At 44.1% G+C, this 24,687-nt stretch carries 21 protein-coding genes and 1 pseudogene; 14 read left to right on the top strand and 8 right to left on the bottom strand.

Annotation, left to right across the window (positions count from 1 at the left end; genetic code table 11):
* Positions 1–9 precede the first annotated feature (9 nt).
* Together pgl and zwf are read right to left on the bottom strand one after the other, a co-directional pair.
* Positions 10–702 (bottom strand): 6-phosphogluconolactonase, encoded by a 693-nt coding sequence (gene pgl, locus BIZ39_RS02865; RefSeq protein WP_014979596.1) that lies wholly within the window; start codon positions 700–702, stop codon positions 10–12.
* 1 nt (position 703) lies between these two features.
* Positions 704–2,197 carry a glucose-6-phosphate dehydrogenase gene (gene zwf / locus BIZ39_RS02860; RefSeq protein WP_049587589.1) on the bottom strand — a complete coding sequence of 498 codons (1,494 nt, stop codon included), beginning with the start codon at positions 2,195–2,197 and terminating at the stop codon, positions 704–706.
* A 284-nt stretch (positions 2,198–2,481) separates the two neighbouring features.
* Between zwf and BIZ39_RS02855 the strand changes: the two genes are divergently transcribed.
* The 3 genes and pseudogenes from BIZ39_RS02855 to BIZ39_RS02845 all read left to right on the top strand — a co-directional run bounded on the left by BIZ39_RS02855 (position 2,482) and on the right by BIZ39_RS02845 (position 6,112).
* Complete coding sequence (locus BIZ39_RS02855) at positions 2,482–3,333, top strand: MurR/RpiR family transcriptional regulator (protein WP_014949854.1); 852 nt, start codon at positions 2,482–2,484, stop codon at positions 3,331–3,333.
* 238 nt (positions 3,334–3,571) lie between these two features.
* Positions 3,572–5,008: pseudogene (gene pyk / locus BIZ39_RS02850) on the top strand (pyruvate kinase).
* A gap of 195 nt (positions 5,009–5,203) precedes the next feature.
* Complete coding sequence (locus tag BIZ39_RS02845; RefSeq protein WP_187446293.1) at positions 5,204–6,112, top strand: 5'-methylthioadenosine/S-adenosylhomocysteine nucleosidase; 909 nt, start codon at positions 5,204–5,206, stop codon at positions 6,110–6,112.
* Between the two features lie 77 nt (positions 6,113–6,189).
* On the opposite strand, the gene BIZ39_RS02840 is transcribed toward BIZ39_RS02845, so the two are convergent.
* A complete protein-coding gene (locus BIZ39_RS02840; RefSeq protein WP_014949857.1) occupies positions 6,190–6,567 on the bottom strand; it encodes a hypothetical protein in 378 nt (125 codons plus the stop codon).
* A 464-nt stretch (positions 6,568–7,031) separates the two neighbouring features.
* Between BIZ39_RS02840 and BIZ39_RS02835 the strand changes: the two genes are divergently transcribed.
* The gene (locus tag BIZ39_RS02835; RefSeq protein WP_101564978.1) at positions 7,032–8,273 is read left to right on the top strand and encodes a putative DNA modification/repair radical SAM protein; all 1,242 of its coding nucleotides are present in this window, start codon (positions 7,032–7,034) and stop codon (positions 8,271–8,273) included.
* 16 nt (positions 8,274–8,289) lie between these two features.
* Entirely contained in the window at positions 8,290–9,096 is an 807-nt protein-coding gene (locus tag BIZ39_RS02830; RefSeq protein WP_187446292.1) for a TIGR03915 family putative DNA repair protein, read from the top strand.
* Between the two features lie 121 nt (positions 9,097–9,217).
* Here the strand turns inward: BIZ39_RS02830 and BIZ39_RS02825 are convergent, their stop codons facing one another.
* Complete coding sequence (locus tag BIZ39_RS02825; protein WP_187446291.1) at positions 9,218–9,826, bottom strand: BON domain-containing protein; 609 nt, start codon at positions 9,824–9,826, stop codon at positions 9,218–9,220.
* A 444-nt stretch (positions 9,827–10,270) separates the two neighbouring features.
* On the opposite strand from BIZ39_RS02825, the gene BIZ39_RS02820 reads away from it, so the two are divergent.
* Positions 10,271–11,254: an endonuclease/exonuclease/phosphatase family protein gene (locus BIZ39_RS02820; RefSeq protein WP_187446290.1), complete on the top strand. Its 984-nt coding sequence runs from the start codon at positions 10,271–10,273 to the stop codon at positions 11,252–11,254.
* Positions 11,255–11,271: 17 nt separating this feature from the next.
* On the opposite strand, the gene BIZ39_RS02815 is transcribed toward BIZ39_RS02820, so the two are convergent.
* On the bottom strand, positions 11,272–11,820 hold the full coding sequence (locus tag BIZ39_RS02815; RefSeq protein ID WP_014949862.1) for a hypothetical protein: 549 nt from the start codon (positions 11,818–11,820) through the stop codon (positions 11,272–11,274).
* 555 nt (positions 11,821–12,375) lie between these two features.
* On the opposite strand from BIZ39_RS02815, the gene BIZ39_RS02810 reads away from it, so the two are divergent.
* From BIZ39_RS02810 to BIZ39_RS02800, 3 genes are read left to right on the top strand one after another with little or no spacing between them, the layout of a single operon-like run.
* Complete coding sequence (locus BIZ39_RS02810) at positions 12,376–13,359, top strand: glycosyltransferase family 2 protein (protein WP_187446289.1); 984 nt, start codon at positions 12,376–12,378, stop codon at positions 13,357–13,359.
* Between the two features lie 22 nt (positions 13,360–13,381).
* Positions 13,382–14,047: a guanitoxin biosynthesis heme-dependent pre-guanitoxin N-hydroxylase GntA gene (gene gntA, locus BIZ39_RS02805; protein ID WP_014949864.1), complete on the top strand. Its 666-nt coding sequence runs from the start codon at positions 13,382–13,384 to the stop codon at positions 14,045–14,047.
* Positions 14,048–14,074: 27 nt separating this feature from the next.
* Positions 14,075–14,668 (top strand): DUF1989 domain-containing protein, encoded by a 594-nt coding sequence (locus tag BIZ39_RS02800; protein WP_014976827.1) that lies wholly within the window; start codon positions 14,075–14,077, stop codon positions 14,666–14,668.
* Between the two features lie 31 nt (positions 14,669–14,699).
* On the opposite strand, the gene BIZ39_RS02795 is transcribed toward BIZ39_RS02800, so the two are convergent.
* The 3 genes from BIZ39_RS02795 to BIZ39_RS02785 form a co-directional block, all read right to left on the bottom strand.
* A complete protein-coding gene (locus BIZ39_RS02795) occupies positions 14,700–16,442 on the bottom strand; it encodes a hypothetical protein (protein WP_049589021.1) in 1,743 nt (580 codons plus the stop codon).
* A gap of 65 nt (positions 16,443–16,507) precedes the next feature.
* A complete protein-coding gene (locus BIZ39_RS02790; protein ID WP_014949867.1) occupies positions 16,508–18,364 on the bottom strand; it encodes an alkaline phosphatase PhoX in 1,857 nt (618 codons plus the stop codon).
* A 452-nt stretch (positions 18,365–18,816) separates the two neighbouring features.
* Positions 18,817–20,046, bottom strand: coding sequence for a DUF4861 family protein (locus BIZ39_RS02785; RefSeq protein ID WP_187446288.1), 1,230 nt, complete (start codon positions 20,044–20,046; stop codon positions 18,817–18,819).
* 178 nt (positions 20,047–20,224) lie between these two features.
* Here BIZ39_RS02785 and kduD point away from each other — a divergent pair, with 178 nt between their 5' ends.
* From kduD to BIZ39_RS02760, 5 genes are read left to right on the top strand one after another with little or no spacing between them, the layout of a single operon-like run.
* Positions 20,225–20,983 carry a 2-dehydro-3-deoxy-D-gluconate 5-dehydrogenase KduD gene (gene kduD / locus BIZ39_RS02780; protein ID WP_014976831.1) on the top strand — a complete coding sequence of 253 codons (759 nt, stop codon included), beginning with the start codon at positions 20,225–20,227 and terminating at the stop codon, positions 20,981–20,983.
* Between the two features lie 40 nt (positions 20,984–21,023).
* A complete protein-coding gene (gene kduI / locus BIZ39_RS02775) occupies positions 21,024–21,869 on the top strand; it encodes a 5-dehydro-4-deoxy-D-glucuronate isomerase (RefSeq protein ID WP_039225580.1) in 846 nt (281 codons plus the stop codon).
* Between the two features lie 30 nt (positions 21,870–21,899).
* Positions 21,900–22,883 (top strand): TRAP transporter substrate-binding protein, encoded by a 984-nt coding sequence (locus tag BIZ39_RS02770; RefSeq protein ID WP_075177447.1) that lies wholly within the window; start codon positions 21,900–21,902, stop codon positions 22,881–22,883.
* A gap of 2 nt (positions 22,884–22,885) precedes the next feature.
* The gene (locus BIZ39_RS02765; RefSeq protein WP_014949872.1) at positions 22,886–23,371 is read left to right on the top strand and encodes a TRAP transporter small permease; all 486 of its coding nucleotides are present in this window, start codon (positions 22,886–22,888) and stop codon (positions 23,369–23,371) included.
* On the top strand, positions 23,371–24,666 hold the full coding sequence (locus BIZ39_RS02760; RefSeq protein WP_014949873.1) for a TRAP transporter large permease: 1,296 nt from the start codon (positions 23,371–23,373) through the stop codon (positions 24,664–24,666). The genes BIZ39_RS02765 and BIZ39_RS02760 overlap by 1 nt, the downstream gene beginning before the upstream one ends.
* Positions 24,667–24,687: the final 21 nt, after the last annotated feature.

The following is a 24,687-nucleotide window of genomic DNA, read 5'->3' as shown; positions in this document are numbered from 1 at the left end:
GTTTGTCTCCTATGGCGCCCACATCAAAGTAACCGGCGCACGGTTAACTACGGCGGTGATGGGCTTTTGCGCTTCGGTGGCATTTTCAATAGCGTCAAGTAAGACTTGTTTTTTCTTCTCGCCTGTTAAATGCAAAAAGATATTACGGCTATTGAGTAACGCAGGTAGCGTTAATGAAATACGTTGATGAGGTGCTGTTGTAGGTTGAACAGCGATACAGGTTCTGCCGCTGCTCATATCTAAGCCGTCAAGTACTTGCTCAGAGCAAGGGAAAAGCGATGCAGTGTGACCGTCTTCCCCCATGCCAAGAATCAATGCATCAAAAGGTTGCGACATGCTAGCCAAATTTGACTCTGCAGCATTTACGCCTTCGTTTGCATCATCAGCATCGCTTTTCAATTCGATAAAACGAGCTGCTGCGGCTTTATTTTGAATTAGATTATTTTTGACTAGGCTGGTGTTGCTGGCCTCGTGGCCCTCTTCAACCCAGCGCTCGTCAGCAAGGGTGATATCAACCTTATCCCACTCAAGTTCGGTTTCACTTAGTTGTTTGAAAAGCGCCAGAGGCGTGCGACCACCACTCACTACAAGCGATGCGCGACCACGAGTTTTAATACCTGTTTTTAAGATACTGACTAAGTCTTGCGCAAATGCGTCAGTCAATGCATCAGGTGTTTCGAATGATAGAGTTGTTAACGCCATATTACTTTTTCTTCCCTGTTTTGCTTTCGTACCAGCTGCGATTTTCGCGAGCAAGAAGACCTATAGAGTCTACCGGCCCCCATGTACCTGCTTGATACGGTTCTGGTGGCTCACTCGATTGCTTCCACGCTTCAAGAATTGAGTCTACCCATGTCCAGGCTTGTTCAATTTCGTCACGACGAACGAATAGCGCCTGATTACCCAACATAACTTCAAGAAGTAGCTTTTCGTATGCATCAGGAATACGCTCGTCGGCAAACGCTTCAGAGAAGCTTAAGTTAAGCTTCGATTTTTGTAGATCCATAGAACCAGAGCTAGTTAAGCCAGGCACTTTGTTCATTACAGTGATTTCTACACCTTCGTCTGGCTGTAGACGAATAACGAGCTTATTGGGTGGGAGATTCTTGAAGCTGTCACCGAATAAGTTGTGCGGCTGACGCTTGAAGTAGATAACAACTTCACTCACCTTAGTTGGCATGCGCTTACCTGTGCGTAGGTAGAACGGCACACCAGCCCAACGCCAGTTATCAATTTCCGCTTTAATCGCAACAAAGGTTTCAGTTTTACTTTGCGTATTGGCACCTTCTTCTTCAAGGTATCCAGGCACTTCCTCGCCCTTTACAAAGCCAGACGTGTACTGGCCGCGAACTGTGCTTTCGTTAATATTAAACGAGTTGATAGGACGAAGCGCTTTAAGCACTTTGAGTTTTTCATCTCGAATGCTGTCGGCATCAAGCGTTGTTGGAGGCTCCATCGCTACTAAGCTTAGAATTTGTAGCAAGTGGTTTTGCACCATATCTCGCATTTGACCCGCGTCGTCAAAGTAACCCCAACGCCCTTCAATACCCACAGACTCTGCAACTGAGATTTGAACATGGTCAATGCAGTTGTGGTCCCAGTTAGTAGCAAAAATAGAATTGGCAAAACGCAGTGATACTAAGTTCAGTACTGTCTCTTTACCAAGGTAATGGTCAATGCGGTAAATTTGCTTTTCGTCGAAGTATTCTGCAACTTGCTCATTGATCACTTTAGACGATGCCAAATCGTGACCAATTGGCTTTTCTAGCACAACGCGAACGCTTGAGTCGATAATTTTACAGCTATGCAGGCCACGACAGATATCACCATATATCGCCGGTGGCGTCGCTAGATAACAAACCATGGTGCGGCTTGAGTCAACGTGGTCGTCTAATACGCAATAGCTTTCAACGTCCTTCATGTCTACGCATGCATAGTGCAAACGCGCTTTCATTTTTTCCCAAGTGGCTTCACACAAGTTCTTTTCGCCAAACTTGATTAGGTTGGCATGAACTTCTTCAATATAGGCATCCAGCTCCATTTCTTGACGCGCAACACCCACAATAGTGGTGTCTGGGTGCATCAAGTTTGCTTTTTCAAGCTGATATAAAGAAGGCAACAACTTGCGTCGTGAAAGATCTCCCAGTGTACCGAAAAGTACAAAATCACAGGGTTCGTAGGAATTATCCAATACCATATTCGTCGACCTTTTAAATGTATGTGTCCGCGGCGTATTGTACAGTTATTTACAACACTAACGACTATTTTTACCGTATAGTTAACACCAAATGTAGTAAAATTACAACTTGTACCAACTATAGGATCTGAATCTTTACTGTTTCCCTCAGTTTACCCTCATTTAACCCGATTGAAATAACAAAAATTGTCAAAAAATTACATTTTTCTTGTCACAGACGTCACATTGGGTACTATTACGGGTGTACCTTACAATAAATTGTGCTAACTAATTGCTATATCTGTATGAACATTTTAGAAAAAATCACACAAAACCAAGCGGCATTCAGTAAATCTGAGAAAAAGGTAGCTGAAGTAATTCTAGCTAACCCACAAACGGCCATTCATTCGAGTATAGCAACCCTCGCTAAGATGTCGGATGTTAGTGAGCCTACCGTAAACCGTTTCTGCCGAAGACTTGATACTAAAGGCTTCCCAGACTTTAAGCTGCATTTAGCGCAGAGCCTGGCTAACGGCACGCCTTATGTAAACCGCCATGTTGATGAAAACGACAGCCCGGACGAATATACCAATAAGATATTCGAATCGACCATGGCGTCCCTGGAAGTGGCGCGCCAATCTGTGGATGTGAACGTGGTAAATCGCGTTGTTGATTTACTTACACAGGCACAGAAAATTTCATTTTTCGGCTTAGGCGCTTCAGCTTCAGTGGCACACGATGCACTAAATAAGTTTTTCCGCTTCAATGTTCCAGTGGTCTACTTTGAAGATATTTTGATGCAGCGCATGAGCTGCATGAACTGTTCAGATGGCGATGTTGTTGTATTGATTAGCCATACGGGCCGAACTAAAAGCTTAGTAGAAATAGCGCAAATTGCCCGCATGAACGACGCTACTGTGGTAGGAATTACCTCAGCAGATAGCCCGCTGGCACAAGAGTGCAGTTACGTGTTATCGCTGGAGGTGCCGGAAGATACTGATATGTATATGCCAATGGCCTCTCGCATCGCGCAGCTCACGCTAATTGATGTACTGGCAACCGGTTTTACATTGCGCCGCGGCAACAAGTTCAGAGAGAATCTGAAGCGAGTAAAAGATACGCTGCGTGGTTCACGTTATGAAAAGCGTGGTGAGTAATTTTCTTCCCACGTGATCATATAAGAACCACTTACCGTAACAATAGTGGTTCAATAAATCAGCGAAACCGCCTAACTGGTCGAGCCAGTTAGGCGTTTTTGTTTATTTCATTCACATTTTTGTCAAATTCAACTATTATTCTGTAATAAAATTACGTAAAGCGATTACAGGCATACCGTATAAACGCGTAGCCTATCACTCTTTGTCTTTTCTAACTTAGAAACAGCGACGGAATCACATGACCAGAAGAACGAAAATTCTTGCCACCTTAGGACCTGCAACCGACTCACTTGAAAAGATTCAGGCACTTATTGCCGCAGGCGCAAACACTGTGCGCATGAACTTTTCACACGGACAAGCCGAAGATCACATTGAACGTGCAAAGCGCGTTCGTCAGGCAGCAAAGAACCTAGGTAAATACGTAGCGATTTTAGGTGATCTTCAGGGCCCTAAAATCCGTGTTGCTCGTTTTGCCGAAGGTGCAGTTCGTTTAGAGGTTGGCGCAAAATTCATTCTAGACGCTGAATTAGGCCGCGACGAAGGTGATATTAATCAAGTAGGTATTGATTACAAAGCGCTTCCTGATGATGTATCAGCAAGCGATATTCTGCTTCTTGATGACGGTCGTATTCAGCTTCGAGTAACTGGCGTTGAAGGCCGCAAAGTGATTACTGAAGTAACAGTAGGCGGCAAGCTTTCAAACAATAAAGGTATTAACCGTCAAGGCGGTGGTCTTTCTGCAGATGCACTTACCGAAAAAGACAAAGAAGACATTAAAACCGCCGCGAAAATTGGTGTTGATTATCTTGCAGTGTCATTTCCTCGCAGCGGCGCAGACTTGAACTACGCGCGAGAACTTGCCGAAGCAGCTGGCTGCTACGCAAAAATTTGTGCAAAGGTCGAGCGTGCTGAAACGGTGGCGTCTGACGAAGCCATGACGGATATCATCAGCGCTTCAGATGCGGTAATGGTTGCTCGTGGTGACTTGGGTGTAGAAATTGGCGATGCGGAACTTGTTGGTGTTCAAAAGAAACTGATTGCCCGTTCTCGCCAGCTCAACAAGGTTGTGATCACCGCGACGCAAATGATGGAGTCGATGATTGACAGCCCTATGCCTACACGTGCAGAAGTAATGGACGTTGCAAACGCTGTACTAGACGGCACTGACGCGGTAATGCTTTCAGCTGAAACAGCGGCGGGTAATTTTCCCATTTAAAAAGTTGCAGCTATGGCTCGTGTTTGTGAAGGCGCGGAAACACATCCAAGCGTTAAAATTTCCAAGCACCGCATGGATCAGCAGTTTTCTTCTACTAGCGAGTCAATTGCTCTGTCAGCGGTTTACGCTGCGAACCACTTGCCAAGTGTTAAAGCGATTGTAGGTTTAACTGAAAGTGGAACTACACCAACGTTAATGTCTCGCATTACTACATCTCTGCCAATTATTGCGATGTCTCGTCACGAATCAACGCTTAACACAATGGCGCTTTGCCGCGGCGTTAAGCCGGTTTTCTTTGACTCTTCAAACAGTGAACCTGGCAAATTGAAGTACGATGTCATTGCATCACTTAAAGAAAAAGGATTAGTTAAAAGCGGCGACAGTATCATCCTGACTTACGGCGATGAAATGGAAAAAGTGGGCGCGACCAATACCCTTAAAATCGTAGAAGTCGAATAGCGACGAATACACTATTAAAGCGAAGCAAATGCTTCGCTTTTTTTTGCCTGTAATTTACTAAAGCAGTGGTAAGCTGACGCTTATAATAAGAACACTCATCTAAGTCAGTATCAAAATTACAAAAAACATATCCAACAAAACAACGAGAATTCGTTAACACTCCTCGGGACAACAACGACAAAAATAAGGATAGACATGCAGCTAGTTTTCAATCGCTACACACGTTTTTCAGCAATTATAACGCTCTTGGCACTTTTCACTCATAGCGTATGGGCAAATACACAGCACGTACACACCATGAAGCGTGTAGAAGTAGCTTCACAGAACGCTCCGTTACAGCCAATAATGATTCAAGGCCCCATGCCCATTGAAGCCGAATACTTTGCTGCGCTTTTGGATAACACTACAACAGAGTATTCAGGTAATGCGGTATTCTATAAAGGGACACTAGACGGGTATCCCATTGTGGTAGCTAAAACCGGTAAGGGTTTAGAAAATACAGCGGCCGCCACCGCTAATGGCATAGAGAGATACCACCCTCGCCTTATCATCAATCAGGGAACATCAGGTGGCCACGATCCTTCCTTAAAAGTTGGTGATATTGTTCTTGGCGAACGCAGTATTAATGCATCCAACTTTAAAACGCCCAAGCTAGCTCAAGGAGAAGGTTCTCATCCGTTTAATTGGCTACCGATGGATCTTATGGCGTCAGAAGGCAGCGCGGGAGAAGGAAGTAGCGCTAAAGACGCAGAAAAGTTGCGTTTTTATTTAGGAGACAAACAGCTCATCAACCTAGCTCTATCGCTATCCAAGCAGTACAAACGCGGGAACGTCGTTAAAGGAACGATTGGCAGTGGTAACTTTTGGAATAATGAGTTAGATCGAATAGCATGGCTCCATAAGAATATGGGAACGAGTGTGGAAGAAATGGAAACCGCTTCTGCAGCGCAGATTGCACATGCCTACCACGTTCCCTTTTTAGGTATTCGCGTATTATCGAACAACATTACCAACCATGGTGAATATGACCCAACCACGGCCAAAAATTGTCAGGCCTTTGTTGAAAAAGTGGTAAGAGCTTATATTTCTGCGCTGTCGGAATAAATTTGGAAAACACTCAAACGAAAAACGCGCCCTACATTGTAAGAATGTAAGGCGCGTTTTCATGTATAGCCTTTGTATTAGATTGCTTGAGCGGTATAAGTTTCCGCATCTTGACTAACATCATTCGCGTATTGAGTAAGATGGTGATTTAGAATATTTTCGGCGCGCTCAACAAACTCATCACGCTTAAATTTCCAACCTCTTAAATCGGCTTGCTTAGCCTGTGCAATGTAGTGCTCTAAACGCGTTTTTCTCAATAGATGCGCCTTTTTCGACAAATCAAATTCTACCAATGAGAAGTTGCGCTGTACTTTTTGAATATCCATATGAACGGGGCGCTGTTCGTCATCAGCTGATGCCTGGCTTACGGATAGCTTTCCTTGCCCAATTACACCGACTATAACAATGATTGCTGATACCACTAAGCCTGAATAAACCCACTTTAAAAAGTTCATGCCCCACTCCTTGAACGATTTTGCACTTGTATCGATAAGCTCGCTACAATCCACTTAATTAAAACTATTTATCACCAACGTATTGAGTCATTCGACTTTTTAAGTTTCTAGCTTTCACGTTGCAGCAGATGTTTTCTGCCTGACAATACAAACTTTCGTCTATTCAATACATCTAGTAATTCACTCATATCTACTTAACCATATGCACCTTCCGCACCATATAGTTAATCTTTATTTTTCAGCAGCTTAGAACAACCCAAAACTTATACTAAAGTTGTATAAGGTACTTTCTACACACAGCAAGATAAAATTTTCCTTTCAAATTTAATAAACTCACTCCCCTCAATACTGTACACTTATACAGTATTGAGATATACCACAACAAGCAAAGTACTGGTATGGAATCTTGTTTTTTTTCAGACCGTCTACCACGTACATTTGCCTAGAGAAAGTGACCATTTGCGATGCATGACAAACTCATTCAAAAACTCGAAATTCTTTCAGATGCCGCTAAGTATGACGCTTCTTGCGCAAGTGGCTCCGCCGGTAAACGAAAAGCAGGTAAAACTGACAAAAAAGGAATAGGTTCGCTCACAGGAGGGTCAGGGATATGTCACAGCTTTACCCCTGATGGTCGATGCGTATCATTACTTAAGATCCTAATGACCAACTATTGCATATACGATTGCCATTACTGCATCAATAGGGTGTCTAGCAACGTTCAACGAGCGCGTTTTACCGTTAAAGAAACGGTTGATTTAACGCTTAATTTTTATAAGCGTAACTACATTGAGGGATTATTTTTAAGTTCCGGTATTGTCGGCTCTCCTGACCTGACTATGGAGAGCATGGTACGCATCGCGAAGTCTCTTCGCATTGATCACGGATTTAAAGGATACATTCATCTTAAGACCATTCCGAATGCATCTCCTGAACTACAGGCTGAAGCTGGCTTATATGCCGATAGGCTAAGTATAAACATCGAAATGCCGACACAAAATTCGTTGAACAAATACGCCCCGGAAAAAGACCTTGCTGAAATTCACGGTTCAATGAATACATTGAAAGACAAAATAAATGAACACAAAGTAGATAAAACCTACTCGGGTAAACGCCCACCTCGCTTTGCTCCTGGCGGACAGTCCACTCAGATGATCATAGGAGCCGATGACTCAAATGATAAAGTTATCCTTGGCACGAGTGTCAAACTGTATGGTCAACAAAAATTGCGGCGCGTTTATTATTCTGCATTTTCGCCCATCCCAGATGCGTCTGAAGTCTTGCCTCTTAAACCGGCGCCACTTATCCGTGAACACCGACTTTATCAGGCCGATTGGCTCCTGCGCTTTTATGGATTTGGTTTAGATGAAATCGTACACAACGACATGCTAGATATGGAGCACGACCCCAAGCTTGCGTGGGCGCTACGCAATCGCCACATATTTCCCATCGATTTAAACAAAGCTGACAAGCTACTTTTATTGCGAGTTCCTGGACTGGGAGCACGCACAGTACAAAAAATTCTGGCTATTCGACGTTACACAAAGCTTAGCTGGTTCGATCTCACAAAAATGCGTTTGCCCTTACAAAAATTAAAACCGTTCATTACTGTTAGTGATTATTCCCCCGCTATCCATTTGCTCGATAGCAGTAACTTTGAACAGCAATTTAAACAACCAAAACAGTTTGAATTGTTCAGCGCTTAATCTAATTGGTACCACAATGAAAAAAGTAACAATTTCATCAGTGCCCGGATACGACGAATGGCGAAAAGCATCGAGAGAATGTCTAGCCCAACACATACCTCCCGAGAACGTTACATGGCAAACTTCGCAATCTAACCAAGACGACTTGTTTGCCGTGGCCGATTCGGCCAACGCTATTGGTGAAAGCCAAACGAATTACAGAATTCCTAAAACAGTTTTAACGCTGTTGAAGTATGCGTTATGCCACCAAGCCCCCGATCGTTTCGCTTTATGTTACCGCGTTTTATGGCGAGTAGTTTTCGAAAACAGAAACCTTATTCACTTAAAAACTGACGAAGATGTGTTGCGTCTCAACATGCTGGCTAAAGCAGTAAAACGCGATGCATATAAGATAAGTGCTTTTTTGAGATTTCGAGAAGTCGTACTTGACGGACAAGAGCATTTTATTGCGTGGTATGAACCAGAACACTTCAGCTTGGAAATGAAGCTCGATTTTTTTCAGACGCGTTTTAAAAATATGTGTTGGTCAATACTTACCCCTTATCGAGCTGCGCATTGGAATACTAAAACACTTGTTTTGGAAGATAATCCTGACCCTAGTATCATTCCAAATGATGACAGAATTGAAAAATACTGGCTTACGTATTATGCAAATATATTTAATCCTGCCCGCGTAAAAACAAAGGCAATGTTAAGTTCAATGCCAAAAAAATACTGGAAGAATATGCCTGAGACGTCGCTTATTAACGATATGATACGCCACTCGGATGCTAGAGCACGTAAGATGATACTAAATGGAAAAAAGGTGGAGAATGGTGAATGAGTCCTCCTGACAAATATTAGCAGCTGTGCTTCCCTTGTTTTTTGCGATTTGGAAAGCTCTGTAAAACGTGACCAGAAAAAAAGGGGCCGAGGCCCCTTTTTTGTGTAAAGCAACAATGATATTAGTTCATCGAAGTTTCAGTAACTACACGAAGGTTGCTTTCAACATCTTTTACGTCAGATGCATTCTTGGCAATTTCCACAGCTAGATCACGCTCAGCATCAGAATCAACGTCGCCAGTCAGTGTTACTACACCGTTTTCTACGTCAACATCGATGTCGAAACCTGAGATATCGGTATCCATGAGAAGACGGGTTTTGATTACTGTGGCGATTTTGGCGTCAGTTAACTCGCTTGTGCCTTCGTCAACAGTATCTTCCATGTCATCTGACATGTCGCCTTCCATATCTTTGTCAGAGACAACCGTTAGCTTGTTGTCTACAGACGTTACACCGTCAATATTCGCTACTAGCTCTTCCGCTAGCTTTTTATCAACAGAGTTCTCAACCTTACCAGTAAGAACGACATTACCGTTTTTAACGTCAGTGTTAATGTCGAATGAATCAAGGTTACCATTGAACAACAGCGTTGCTTCTGCTTTGCCATCAATCCATGCGTCTTTGGCACCTTTCTCCCATTTATTACTTGTGCTGTCTGTGTCCATGTCACCTGCATATGCAGCTGTAGTCAAAGTTGTAGCAACAATCATAGAAATAAGTGAACGTTTCATAACATTTCTCCTTTGTCGAAACTCGTAGATAGTCATGCCAATTCCTTGCCAACAAAATAAGACATTGTTTTATATGATAAATATTAATATCCAGGGCTAGTTAAGTAAGTTTTGTTTTGCAAACTTTGCCTTTGTTTGAGAACTTTTTACTTAATTTTGTTAATGCCCAAAACTCGTCAACTTCACTTAAGAAAAGCACCTATCAATTGTACTAGGGGATAACTTTTTGTCGTTGGCCGCCGCTAAGTTGCAGTGATACTTAGGTTAAACTTATTTCACAAAGCTGCCGTAGTTATAATGATTTGTATCGCTTCACTGGGGCCTGTTGACCTTTGTTGTACACCAAAGGTCAACAGGCCCTAGCTATAGTCACCAATTTAGTTTTGCAGACAGAAGCAACAGGTGGAGTGTTTTTCGTTAATTAAACTCAAGGACCAACTAGACATGGATACTGCACTTACTGCTGTTTCAGTCTTAATTATAGCCGTAAGCTGGGCCCCTTTGCTTCCTTCTTCTCATTGGTTAGTAAGAGTGTGGGAATTTCCGCGACTACAAATAGCAGCTATCATTTCTTTGTTAATTGCTGGGCATATTTTTGAATCAACCTATTACGCACAGATAGATAGCCTAGCAGTAATTATTGTCGCTGGATTAACAGTTAGCCTTATTTATCAGGTTATCTGGATCATTCCTTATACCCCTCTGTATAAAAGAGAAGTTAGGCACGTCGAGGTTGAGAGTGCGAGCCAAAAGCTAAGTGTTTTATCAAGCAATGTGTATATGCCTAATGACGATTTTCGCAAGCTCATTGAACATGTACGTAATAAGCAACCTGATTTTCTCGTAACGTTGGAATCTAATGAGAAGTGGCAGAAAGGCATCAGTGAAATTGAATCTGAATACCCGTATCGTAAATTTTGCCCACTCGAAAACCTCTACGGTATGCATCTTTATAGTAAGCTTCCCTTTGAAGAGGTCTCATTGCGATTTCTAATAGAAGAAGATGTGCCGTCTATGAAAGTTAAAATCAATCACCACGGACAAGATGTCACGCTATATTTTCTTCATCCAAAACCACCAAGCCCAACAGAAAACACGTATGCAAAGCCCAGAGACGTAGAACTTACTGTTGTGGGGGAAGAAATAGCTGAAACAGAGGGCCCTATTGTCGTCGCTGGCGATCTTAACGATGTGGCTTGGTCACCTACTACCAGAAAGTTCAAGAAAATAAGCGGACTTTTAGACCCACGAGAGGGGCGCGGTTTTTTCAATACATTTCACGCGAAATATCCTTTAGTGAAATGGCCGTTAGACCACGTATTTCACTCGGAACATTTTGCATTGGTCAATATAGAGAAGCTTGAAAGCATAGGCTCAGACCACTACCCGCTTTATACCGAACTAGCGCTAATCACGGACAAGGAGTAATACTCAAGACTGTAAATCTAATGAGAGCTACGGTGTTTGACACACCACATGAGGCTATCACACGCCTCTTCACGCTTTTTAAAATGGGCTAGCCCTATTAGCTTGTTATCCCGAGGCCAAACCGCTTGGTTTAGCACCTCTTGATCTTCTGCCGATAGTTGTTCGCTATCTAACACAATCTCAACCGCTTTTTTGTTGGGTTTTATTAATGTGGGGTTAGCTTCTTTGACCAGAGCAGAGTTCACACAAATATACTCTCTCTTAACAGGGTCTCTCACCACGCCGATGTAGTTGTTGTCGCAAATTATAGCTGGCCAGCCTTCCGTTATTCTACTCTGTCCAAACATTACGAGTGTAAAAGCAACAAGAACGAAAAGTGTTAAACCGATAAATTGAGCGCTCAAATCTGGTGCTACGCTTACAATAACGCCGACAACAGCTGCGAAAAATATCCAGCCGCCAAATACCCTGCGCATAGCATTTGGTGAGATACCAGATATAACATCAACCACCTTTAATGATTGTTTGTCATAGTGTCGAATAAATACAGACGATTGTGATTCCACAGCCTTTGTCCACCAGAAAAAATACGAAATTCAGAAATTAATACGTTACAAGTAAGGCTGAAGATTTACCTACACTCTGAGTGAGTAAAAACCAATAACATGAGATTAGTTCTACTCGAAAGAAAACGTGTTAAGCAATATTTGTAGGAATATTTAAACTATTGAATTGTAATGTTTAACCTACTAACCAAGCATATCAAAATATGTGGGAACGGCAAAGCAATTACGCGCTAGATGCACAGTAAAACAAGACTTATGAAAAGAAGCGTCATGTTAATCTGCAAATTAGAACAGACCACCAAAAATTAACATAAAAAACTGCTGTTGGCCTCCATACATTCGTTTGTAAATTTTTCTCTCACTTTGCACCTCTTGCTTGCCTTGGCGCTCAACCATTGCTGAAAATACTCAAAAACAGAACTTGAAAATAAAACTTTTAGATGATAATCAACAGCTTACAAAACAGGAACACTCTTTGCTTCTACGAAAGTATAACGTTCAACGTTTCATATCGTCGTTATTACAGGTTCAACAAATTAGAAAGGGAGGAAGAGTATGCGTTCACCAATAAGTGCAGTAACTATTGTTAAGAGCAGAACTGAGAAGCTGACCAATTTGATTACTCAGTTAGAGCAATGCTCTCCAACGCCAGATGAGCTAGTCATTGTTTGGATGGCACCTCCTTCTGATTTGTCACTCGTACGCAGTGACAAATTCGACATTGTTCACAAGTTTGTGACTCAAGATGCTCTTCCGATAGCGAAAGCGCGCAACAAGGGTATGTCAGCGGCCAAGCACGCGAATTTAGTTTACCTAAACGTAGACGCAGTTATTGCCCCATCGCTTTTTAGAGATGGCTTGCTTGCGCTTCGTGACAACACCGTAGTGTTCACATCAGTGGTGTTTTTACCCAACGAGCGCTGTTGTAAGCCCTACCGACAAATTTCAAAAGATGAAAAAGAAATCGGTTATTTAGCAAGTAATGACGACACGTTACCCGAAGACGACAGTAACGAAATACCTTCAAGAGATCAGGAAATTAATCATGGAAAGTTTAGTGACGATAGTATTTGTTCTACAGTGTTTTTTATTCGTAAGGCAGACTTTCAGAAAACCGGCGGCTTCGATGAAGGCTACGCGGGTTTCGGACTAAACGACGAAGATTTCTTCACTAACTGTAGGGCATTAGGGTTTTCGTTAGAGCAATTGCCCACGCGAACATTTGCACCACACCGGCCTAATTATCAATGCCCGATAAATCACCTTTTAGACTTTGTTCATAATGCGCAGCGTTTTCACTCGAAGTGGGGATTTTACCCATGCGTCAATGTATTGAACGCGTATGCAGACCAAGGTTTTATTAATGCTGACTTCAAGCAAAACGGCATTAAGATCAAGCACCTCCCCCAGCAGGTAGAGGAAGACAAGGCGGACGCGCCGGTTGAGCAATTAACGGTAACCAACGCCCAAAACAATGTTGAATTTACGTCTTTTCATTCGCCGGAGAAAGGCTCTGACCTTTTAAGCACGACCGCATAAAACGCTTTCAGGGAGATATGGAATGTCTTTATTGAAACCGAATCTAACCGAGCGCTTTTTGTCGTTTGTAGGGGAAGCCGATTTCCCCTGCGTCGGAGCCAAAACAGCCCTCAATAAAAGCCAAATTCATGTGAATCAATACGACGATATTCGCTGTCCTCTCAACGAGACAGATATGTTGGCGTCAATTCACCAATTTGTAGAGTCGTTTGATCTTGAACGGGACATGTACTCCTCTTTGGTCGCAACTTTTGAGCTTCCAGATACGATAAGCGAAACTGAATTTGATCGGGTTTTATGGGAAAAATTGCAGCGTTTACACGAGATTGACGCCTGTTTAAAACCTTGGGATAGTAAAGTATCAAGTGACCCTCATAACGCTCAGTTTAGCTTGAGTTTAGGCGGAAAGGGTTTCTTTGTAGTTGGACTGCATCCAAATGCATCAAGAAAAAGCCGTCGATTTCCCTACCCTGCCATCGTGTTTAATTTACACGAGCAATTTGACATGTTGAGAAAGCAGAAGCGTTTTGAAGCATTCAAAGACCACATTCGTAAACGAGATACCGCGTACTGCGGAAGTAAAAATGAGCTACTCGCAAACCATGGTGATAGCTCAGAGGTATATCAATATAGTGGTGTAAAACATTCCGAAAACTGGGAATGCCCGTTCAAGCGGATTAAGCACTAAACCTAAATAAAAGGGACAAGTCACATAATGTTACAAACTATACAGCCAAGAAGCGGCACTGCATTTACTATGAAAAAAGGGGAAAGACTTAAAGTTATTGATCCAGAAGGTGAACAAGTGGCCGACCTCTATGCGTTCAATGAACACGATAAAAATGAGTTTATCTCTTCAGGACGAAGTTTAGATTACAATGAAAGCATCCAATTCAAAAAAGGCAGCTTGCTATACTCTAATCAAAGTAACGTGATGTTCGAAATTATTGAAGACACTGTAGAAGACCATGACTTTCTTTTGACTCCTTGCAGTGTTGACACGTTTAAGCATTTTTATCCCAATGAAGAGCCTGTACCTGGGTGCCACGGCAATTTAGTCGCGGCTTTTTCAGAGTTTGACATCCCAGAGCATCACGTTTGTACCACATTCAATACCTTTATGAATGTGGAGGTAGACGCCAAGGGTAAAATATCTGTTCTTCCTCCTAAGTCTAATGCCGGTGATTACACAATATTTGAAGCAAAGATGGATCTAATCGTAGGGTTAACCGCGTGTTCAGCGGGCGAGTCAAATAACTTCCGTTACAAACCGATTCAGTTTGAAATTTTACCCGCGGCTAACATCTAGCCGCGAGCGTTATCTTCTAAATAAACAAGCGCTACCGAGCTTCTGCAATGGCGCTTGGCTTTTCTTGTTGCCAGTTAAGTCGCATATCCCACTTGAAACGATGTTCAGGCTTAAGCGGTGGCTGTTCGGCATCAATAGTGCTTAACACATTAGTCGCCTTAGTCAGCGTTGCGTCGCGACCGAACAAATAGCTTTGCTCTTTCACTATGGTCAAATACGCTTTGTTCAACGCATACGCGCGCTCTGGTGAAGGAGTAATGATGTCGTACACTGACTTGGCACGTTGCACCTCTTCCACCTTGACCATACCTTTTTCATCAAACCATTTGGCCAGCATTTCTCCGTTTTGACGGAACTCATCGCCACCGCCCACGCGCTCCATATAAGTAAGGAACTCGCCTTTTTCCTCGTTGATATTTGGCACATCTTCAATTTCACGCAGGTCTATATAGCCCCACCCCGCTTGTCCGGGAACTTTCCGTGCAAATGAAAATGTTTGGTCAAAGGTTGACCCTACTGTTTTGTGACAGCCGTTACAAAACGCAAGCTCTTGATCGTGCTGTGCACGAAGTTCGCCCTGCTCATTTTCAATGAAGCCATTAATTGTCCAGCCAAAGCCATTGTCTATTCCTTTTTCACCTAAGTAGCGAGTTTGAGGCAGCTTTTCAAAATGCTTATCTTTTGCTTCCGCATAATAGGCAGATGCTAAGCTTTCTCTGCTTCTGAACATATGCTTTTTCATATAGCGCACTTCCTTCATACGCGGCGCGTTATAAATATTCCCGTTTTCATCCACGCCAATATAGCGCACGGTATGTAAGAATTCTGTACCTTCGGGGTAAAGCATGTGCGCTAGCGGAACATTGCTTGCGTCGCCAACATAATGCGACAAACGAGCGATTTCAGTCACTGAATTGGTGAGTTTTCCGTCTTGGTTTACGTCAAGGTTCAACGCTAATTCGTTGACCGGCGCCACAGTTAACGTATCCAGCTCTTTAAGTGCCATTTCAACCAAGCTTAGGTTCAATGTATAGATAGCCTTATTATACTTGCCTTTTAGCGTTTGAAAGCTTTCAGGAAGCCTGATCATAGCATCGCCAGTTGACCCGTTAGTCGGCCAAAAAGTACTTGGGAAAGGCTTGTAATTATACGACACCCATCCACTGCCATCTTTAGCAAACCCGTCGCCATCAAATGCCTTGTCAGCGGCGCTCAAATTTTCAATACGCATGTAGTCTGGCATGGCGTCATTGTTAAGCGAAGCGGTATAGTTGTCTTGCGCTATATATTTTTTAATCGTGGCATCATCAATGCCCGTAATTAGTGATGTACGGTCAATAAACAGGTTTTTCCAGCTGTTTGTTAACCCTACGTCAGAAAATTCGTAGTTGCCCTGTAACGTGCCATCGCCCATTTGATTAGGACGCTTTTCTATCGAATCATAGCTCTGGTGACATGCATAACAAGGGTTATTTACGCCCTCTGTTTTGGTGTAGCACTGGGGCGGGATTACCGATTCAGGGTTATACACTTCATCGTGTTCAATATATGCCAGAGCGGGAATAGCATCGCCTTCTTGATAAGGATAAGCGTGGGTGCTGTCGGTCTTTTCGTGAGTAGAAGTAGGCAGTTGTGTGTCAACTGTAAAGCTTGTTGAGTTTTGCTCATAGTTTGACTGATTGTTCACGTCAGTACCCGTGTTATCAGTGCATCCTACACTGATAAGTAGTGAAAGCAGAATGCTTACACCTGAAGTTATTTTTAACATTTTCATAATCGTCACAACGGAAAAATCCGGGCACATAAGTGCCCGGAGTATTTTTAAATTAAAAAGAAAACTTACTTATCTGCTGGCTCATACATCCACAGCGTATTGTTTTCTTGGAAACCGTCTTCACCGATAAGAATACGGCCGTCGTTCATCACCACTACGTTATCTGGTTGAGAAAGCTGTTCAACGTCACAACGCTCGGCGCCAGTTAGGCTTGAACGGTACGTACCGCCCATCACTACAGGTTCAATACGAGAGATGTTATAGCCTTCTTCAAGCTTGGCACGATAAACGCCACCACAGTCTTTAACGCGGGCAGAAAGCTGCATATCGCCTTCACCGTCAATCATTGTGTTGTCGATATCAGCGATGCCGATGTAAAGGTATGCATTCTGTACCACTTCACCTTCGATAGTATCTACACCTTCAACCGCTTCTTTTGCGCGTTTCTGGTTGATTGAGATACCTTCCAGTTTTCTCCACTCTGCGGTAGCCCCTTTAAGACGGGCCGCTGCACGACTCTCTAAGAACGCTACGCGGTTATCCATTGGCTGTCCTGCTGTTACGCTAGAGCCACCTTCCTCTACCGTTGGATAGGTCGCATCGCCATCAGCCCATGCTTGAACGTCGGCCATAGTAATGTAAGAGCTTTGTCCATCCACGTAATCGTCGGTACCAATACCATTGTATTCATCAATCCACGCGCGAATAGTCAGGTTATCACCGCTAGCTAATTCCACCCATTCAACCGCAAAACCAGTTGTCGCAGGATCATTCTGACCTGCATCCTGAGTGAGCTTAGCGCCGTAAAGTGTACCTGCCGATAAGTCTTCAGCTGTGTCTGCGACAAACTTAAACAGTACGCCACCCGTATCATCTTGAGAAAGGTAAACCGTTTTACCGTCAGGCATGACCGTTGAGTTCTCATGCTCGTACCGGCCCATGGCAAAATGCTTAACAATAACCGGCTCATCAGCCAACGGCTCTGTTACTTCCGCAATGTAGCCATAGTTGTAAGGGTTTGGCGCATCTGGCGCCGTCATTTGCCACATACGACCTAAGCGCGCATCTGTAGAAACGGCCTCTGGGTTATTCCAGCTTGGTGATGTTGTCGTATCCACCGCCGAATCAACCACCCACTCTTCTGAAGTAAGCGGTGTACCCCAAGGTGACATTGAACCAAAGCAGTTTGCCGCCGTTCCCCACACTGGCGAGAAATCCAGCATCATGGCTTCAGTTACTTCCCACATACCAAACTCGTCTTTTTCAACTTTCATGCGGCTCATACCGCCAGGAAGCTCTTCCCAGTTCGAGAAAAGGTAACCTTCGCCTTCGGCGGTTGATATGAAGCCGTTAAAATCAGGCATGTCATTTTCAAGAACCAACTCTTCGCCATCCAACGTGTAGATGTGACCTAAGCCTTCTGGTAGGTCAGTACCGAAAGTGTCGCCCGTTTGTCCGAGTACTTGATATTGACCAATGGCAGAAACCACCAGCTCTTTTTCTTCATCTGAGCTTGGTACAGGTGAATTTGGTAATGTTACTGGCAGATTGTTGAAGTTAGCACCTGCAAGCACGCCCACTGTACCGGTGTTGATAGGCATTGCATTTACACTGGTTGTCGCCGCATTAGTGCCAGACGGGTGCTGAACGTTAAAAAATAAATCGCCTTCGTCTGTTAAGAATATACCGGTCACTTCTGCACCAAGTGGAACCGTAGCGATACGTGTTAGCGTACCTGCACTATCACCTTGAGGACCTTGATCGCCCACCGGGCCTTGATCTCCTACTGGGCCTTGCTCACCTACAGGGCCTTGTACACCGTCTTCGCCATCGTCACCTTCCAGTGAACAGGCAGTCATCCCTAGTGTTACAGCCAGTGCTATCGCTGAATACTTAATTCCACGAAGAGTTTCGCTTTTCATTATAGTTCCTTGCTTATACTTGTTTTCGATGTTGAGTGGAGGTAAGCAGAAGACTCACCTCAGTAAACGGTCTTAGCGGGCGAAAGTCTGGAGGACATTTGTGACATTCCGGTGACAGTGAATTGACACCAAAATGAAGCTTTATTGACACAAGGGTCTGAAAAAACGAATAAAACAAATGCGAAAATTTACGAAGGCGCTGTAAACATTGGGATTATTGAATGCTCAATCAAGAAAACCTGAACCACTCAGTCAGTTTATGAATTATTTGTTTCACAATACTGGTCAGAGCTTTGTGCCCGTGAACACAACAGGACATAACTGCTTGAAAGTTGGATGGGCTAAAAATGGAAAAAGAGGGTAGTTGGAGAAGGCAATTAGAGAAAGACATAATATAAGCTAACGGGCTACGCATTTCGCTACGGCCCGCTAGCCCGGTCGCTAAGTAATACTTAGTTTAAGACGGTAAGAGGATGATTATACATCTTTAATTTATTAACCAGATAATCTTCAAACTGCTTTGCAGTTTGTACATCACTGCTGCGCTTAGGCCAAACCGCGAGAATTTTATAGTCTAAAGTGGTTAAAGGTTTGAACAATACAAGGTGGTCATGTTCACCCTCGAATACCTTTTCGACCTGATCTATTCGATAAACAACGGCCAATCCTAAGTTGTCATTATCTGCCAAGATACTTTGCGTTCCCCAAGTCGCTACAACGCCCCACTCACCACGCTCGGCTTTAATCACCTGCATTCCATCATGCGCCACTAGACCTGCGACAATATTATCCGATGGCTCTGATACAGAAACGCTGATGTGGGTGGTGGGGTCAAACGCATCAATTCGATAGTGCGTGGTAACGTCGATGCTGTCCGCTTTCGCATCAGACGATGACCACCCTTCGTAGCCAACCTCGAACTCAGCACGCAACTGAGAATTCGAGACTAATTGGTATTGCGTAGTCTCTACATGCTGAAAATGCATAACTGTCTGCGTTGAGGAGTCTTGGGTTTCTTGTTCTGTTAATCGACCAAGCGCACCCACGCCCAACGATTTACCAACTTTAAGCGCGTCTCCACCCCACGAAGATAAATTATGATAGCTATCGTAGCCGTCTTGCCCCACCTCAGGTAATACTACACTGTCGTTCGCTTTAACAAAGACATCAATAGCGTTACGCCAATCAAGATAAAGGCGATAGCCCATTTGATCAGACTCCCAGCCTGGTCCTTCGTAACGCAAAAAGTAAGAATGATCGGTCAATTGCGGAGGCGATGTGAATGAGGTAACTTCTTCAAAAGAAAAAACCTCAGCGCTATATACTGCGTCTTGCCACTCTCCTCCTGTTCTTACGGAAAGTTCAGCGTGCGCCCGGTCTTGGAGGTTAACATTCGTAGCTTGCTCAGGTGGCATAAGTTCCAATGACGCACTACTTCCTGGCGCAATGGATGCAGCACCTAGTAACACCGCTTGCCCTTCGCTATTCTCAATCCATTCTGACGGATATTGCTTTAACTTCCACCCCGAATATTGCGGGGGCAGAGATACTTCAAAAATTTGATCGCCGCTACCACCGTCTGCCGAATTTTTCACCTTAACAGACAAAGCCGAATTTATATCCCCTTGTGAGCAACTTGCCAATAATGGCACCAAAATTAGACCTATCTTACTAAATTTCATCACTTTTATGCTCTCCATCGGTTGTTAACGCATTTAACTAATTAACGATATTTATAAACAATATATTGACAAATGCCACCGGTGGCAATTATTTTAAATTTTGTTAACGAGATTTTTCAATTTAGTATGTCGATAAAATTCGTCATACCCATGAACCATTTAGTGAAAGGTAAATTACATGGTCAACTTTAGCCTAGAAGGTAAAACCGCATTAGTGACCGGAGCAAGTCGAGGTATAGGCCAAGCGCTTGCTTTAGCACTCGCCACTTCTGGCGCCTTCGTCATCTGCGCCAGTTCTCGACCAGGTGGATGTGACGAGACACTACGTAAAATTCAAAGTGAAGGTGGTCAAGCCATGGCATTAGATGCCGACCTCGCTGATGCCGACGCGGTAGTTAAACTTGCTGAAGATGCGTTAAGCATTAAAGGACACATCGACATCCTGCTGAATAACGGCGGCACTATTTTCAGAGCACCAGCAACCGACTTTCCTTTTGACGAGTGGAAAAACGTGCTTGCTGTCAACATCGATTCAGCTTTCCTACTTAGCCAAACTATTGGCAAGACGATGGTAGAACGGGGACAAGGCAAAATCATCAATATTGCATCAATGTTAAGTTATACAGGTGGCATCACCGTTCCTGCCTACACAGCGAGTAAACACGCCATCGCGGGTCTTACGAAAGCGCTAGCAAACGAATGGGGCCAATATAATGTGCAGGTGAACGCAATTGCGCCAGGTTACATCAAAACCGATAACACCCAAGCACTGCAAGATGATGAAACGCGCAGTGCTGAAATTTGTGCCCGCATTCCAGCTAATCGCTGGGGGGAAAGTGATGATTTAGCAGGTGCGGCGGTATTTCTTGCGAGCGCAGCAAGCAATTACGTAAACGGCCATATCCTTGCTGTCGACGGCGGCTTTCTAGCACGTTAATTAACGAATGGGGGATACAGCCATGAGCGATAGAAAAGACATGAGCAAGAAAATAGACACCCGATATGCTATCGGTCGTAAAGAGGCCAATGCTTACAACACGCAAGAATTGCGTGACGCGTTTTTAGTCGACACCCTAATGACACAAGGTGAAGTGGTATGGATATACACCCACTACGAACGCTTTATGCTTGGAAGTGCCGTACCGACAACGTCAGCGCTAACGCTAGAAACCATTGAAGATCAGTTAAAGATGCCGTTCTTTACCGCCCGTCGCGAAGTCGGTGTAATTAATATCGGCGGGCCTGGAACCATTACTGTTTCAGGCACCACTTATCACCTAGATAATGAAGAGGCCTTGTACATCGGACAAGGCAATGAAGAAGTCATTTTTGAGTCGGACAATGCGTCCAATCCTGCCAAATATTACTTAAACTCGGCGCCGGCTCACCACGCCTATCCCTGCAAGAAGATAGGCAGCACAGATGCAAACATCCTTCACTTAGGCAGTCAGGAAACCTCCAACAAGCGTGATATCAAACAGTTACTTATCAATACTGTTGTCGATACTTGTCAGCTTCAAATGGGACTAACCCGTTTGCACACAGGCTCCGTCTGGAACACCATGCCAGCTCATCAACATGACCGACGCAATGAAGTGTACTTTTACTTTGATATGGATAGCGAAAGCCGCGTATGTCACTTCATGGGCGAACCTCACGAAACTCGCCATATTTTTGTAGCGAATGAAGAAGCCGTGGTATCGCCACCTTGGTCCATTCATTGTGGTGTAGGTACTGGAAGCTATGCATTTATCTGGGGAATGGCAGGTGAAAACCTGGATTACGATGATATGGATAAGTTTCCGCCTTCACAGTTGCGTTAAGCAGCCCTGCTCTAATTAGGTGTAATGATTATGTTGCGGTATATAAAACTCACACTGTCAGCCACGGCCCTGTTGCTAACCTCGGCGTGTTCGCAAAATGAACTGCAAGGCGAAGTCACCGTATTGCGCTTGGGGCATACGTTGGACACTCAACACTCAGTACATAAAGCAATGGAATATCTTGGAGAGCGCCTAGATTACTATTCTGACGGTACAATGAGTGTGGTTATTTACCCGAGCAGCCAGCTGGGAACCGAGAGGGAGATGGTAGAACTGCTGCAGATTGGCTCACTCGCCATGACTAAGGTGTCGGCAAGTCCTTTGGAAGGGTTTGCTCCCGAAATGAAGATTTTTAGCATTCCCTATATTTTCCGCGATAACGAACACTTCTGGCGTGTATTAAACAGCGATTTAGGCGATGAGTTACTATCTGGTGTTGAAGACTTCCGACTTAAAGGCCTCGGCTATTACGATGCGGGAAGCCGTAGTTTTTACACCAACGATAAACCAATAGAAACACCAAGCGATCTGAACGGGCTCAAAATTCGCGTATTGAACAGCCCTACTGCAGTAGCAACAGTTCGCGCACTCGGAGGAGCTGCAACCCCCGTTGCCTGGGGAGAACTGTACACTGCGCTTCAGCAAGGCGTTGTAGACGGCGCAGAGAATAACCCGCCCAGCTACTACCTTTCACGTCATTATGAAATTGCCCGTTACTACAGTCTTGACGAGCATACCAGTGTTCCAGACGTCATGCTGGCATCGCTGCCGGTATGGGAAAGTTTGAATGAACAGCAGCGAACGTGGCTAACCAAAGCAATGGAAGACTCTGTTGAATACCAACGCGAACTTTGGAAAACATCTACGCAAGCCTCTTTAGAAAAGGTAAAAGCCGAAGGCGTCACAGTTATTACGCCTGATAAAGCGCCTTTCGTTGAAGCGGTAAAGCCTTTTCATAAGAGCTTTGAAGACACGCCAATTGGCGACTTAATTACGCAAATAAAAGCGATGTAACAATGACAATAATACGCCTCATCGATAAAGCCTTAGCCGGCACCCTTATTATTGCCATGGTAAGTATTTTACTTACCGTAATTTGGCAAGTGGTCTCACGTTACGTACTTAAAGACCCCGCTTCGGTCACCGAAGAGTTGTCTAGGTTCATACTTATTTGGATCGGCATCTTAGGTGCGGCCTACGCCTATCGCCAAAACGCGCATTTGGGGTTCAACTTAATTGTTGAGCGTCAGTCTCGTAAAGTGAAACGCCTTCTACTTACCTGCGTTGAAGTCATTGTCATTATCTTCTGTGTTTTGGTGATGGTTTACGGCGGCGCTGAACTAGTGTCTCTTACATTAGAGCTAGAGCAAATCTCAGCGGCGCTAGGTGTAAAAATGGGCTTTATCTATAGCGTGCTTCCCTTATCTGGAGGCCTTATCATTGCCTATGCACTGGTTAACATTACTGCACTTTGGCGAAACAACAATAAGGAGTCAGCGTAATGGAACTGACCGGTATTATCTTAGTCGTCGCCTTTTTTGTACTCCTTCTTTTAAATGTTCCTATTTCAATCAGCATTGGTGTAGCCACGCTGCTTGCTATGGTAATGAGCATGGACATTGCTCCGGCAACCATTACTATTGCCCAGCGTATGGCAGGTGGTCTTAATAGCTTTGCGCTCTTGGCAATCCCATTTTTTGTTTTATCTGGCCTAATCATGGGACGCGGCGGGATAGCCAAGCGATTAATTGAATGTGCAATGGCGCTTATTGGTGCCCTTCCCGGTGGTTTAGCCTTAGTAAATGTTGTTTCCTGCATGCTGTTTGGTGCAATTTCAGGGTCTGCAGTAGCGACTACGTCTGCTATTGGCAGCTTCATGTTGCCCGAAATGAAGAAAGCGGGCTACGAGCCGAATTTTAGCGCAGCGGTCACTGCCGCTGCATCAACTACGGGAATGTTAATTCCGCCAAGTAATATCTTAATTGTATACGCAATCGCTAGCGGTGGCGTATCCATCGCCGCCCTTTTTATGGCTGGCTATATTCCAGGCATTATGGTGGGTCTAGCGCTCATGCTGGTGTGCTTTATCTACGCAAAAATGAAGGGATACCCGCTATCGCCGCGACTTCCTATTAAAGTAGTTGTCGAAAAAACTATCGCAGCACTCCCTTCCCTATTCCTCATATTCTTAGTGATTGGCGGCATTGTGGGTGGCGTTTTTACCGCTACCGAAGCTGGTGCCATTGCGGTGGTTTACTCATTGCTGTTAGCTGTGGTGTTTTATAAAGAAGTGGATGCGAAAGCCTTACCTGATATTTTCTTGAAGGCGGCAGAAACGACGGCAATTGTAATGCTGCTTATCGCGGCCTCAACGGCGATGTCTTGGCTATTGTCGTTTGAGAACATTCCACAAACCTTAAGTAACGCACTGTTGTCGATAAGCGATAACCCATTACTTATTCTTCTCTTAATCAACCTATTGCTTATCGTAGTTGGTGCATTCTTGGATATGACACCTGCCGTACTTATTTTTACGCCCATATTTTTGCCGGTGGCCTTAGAACTTGGAATGAGCGAACTGCAATTCGGCATCATGCTCGTGCTCAACCTGTCTATCGGATTGTGCTCACCGCCCGTCGGCGCCGTACTTTTCATTACCTGTGCCATTGCCAAAACCAAACTTGAGAACATCATTCGACCGCTAATACCTTTATATGTGGCTATGTTTGTCGTTCTTATGCTAGTTACGTATGTCGCATGGTTCAGCGAAGCGCTACCACGTGCACTAGGATTTTAGTAAGGTAGAATCATCAAAACT

Source organism: Alteromonas sp. BZK5, from assembly GCF_014349115.1.
GTDB classification, from domain to species: domain Bacteria; phylum Pseudomonadota; class Gammaproteobacteria; order Enterobacterales; family Alteromonadaceae; genus Alteromonas; species Alteromonas macleodii.
This window is presented reverse-complemented; position numbering and strand designations above follow the sequence as displayed.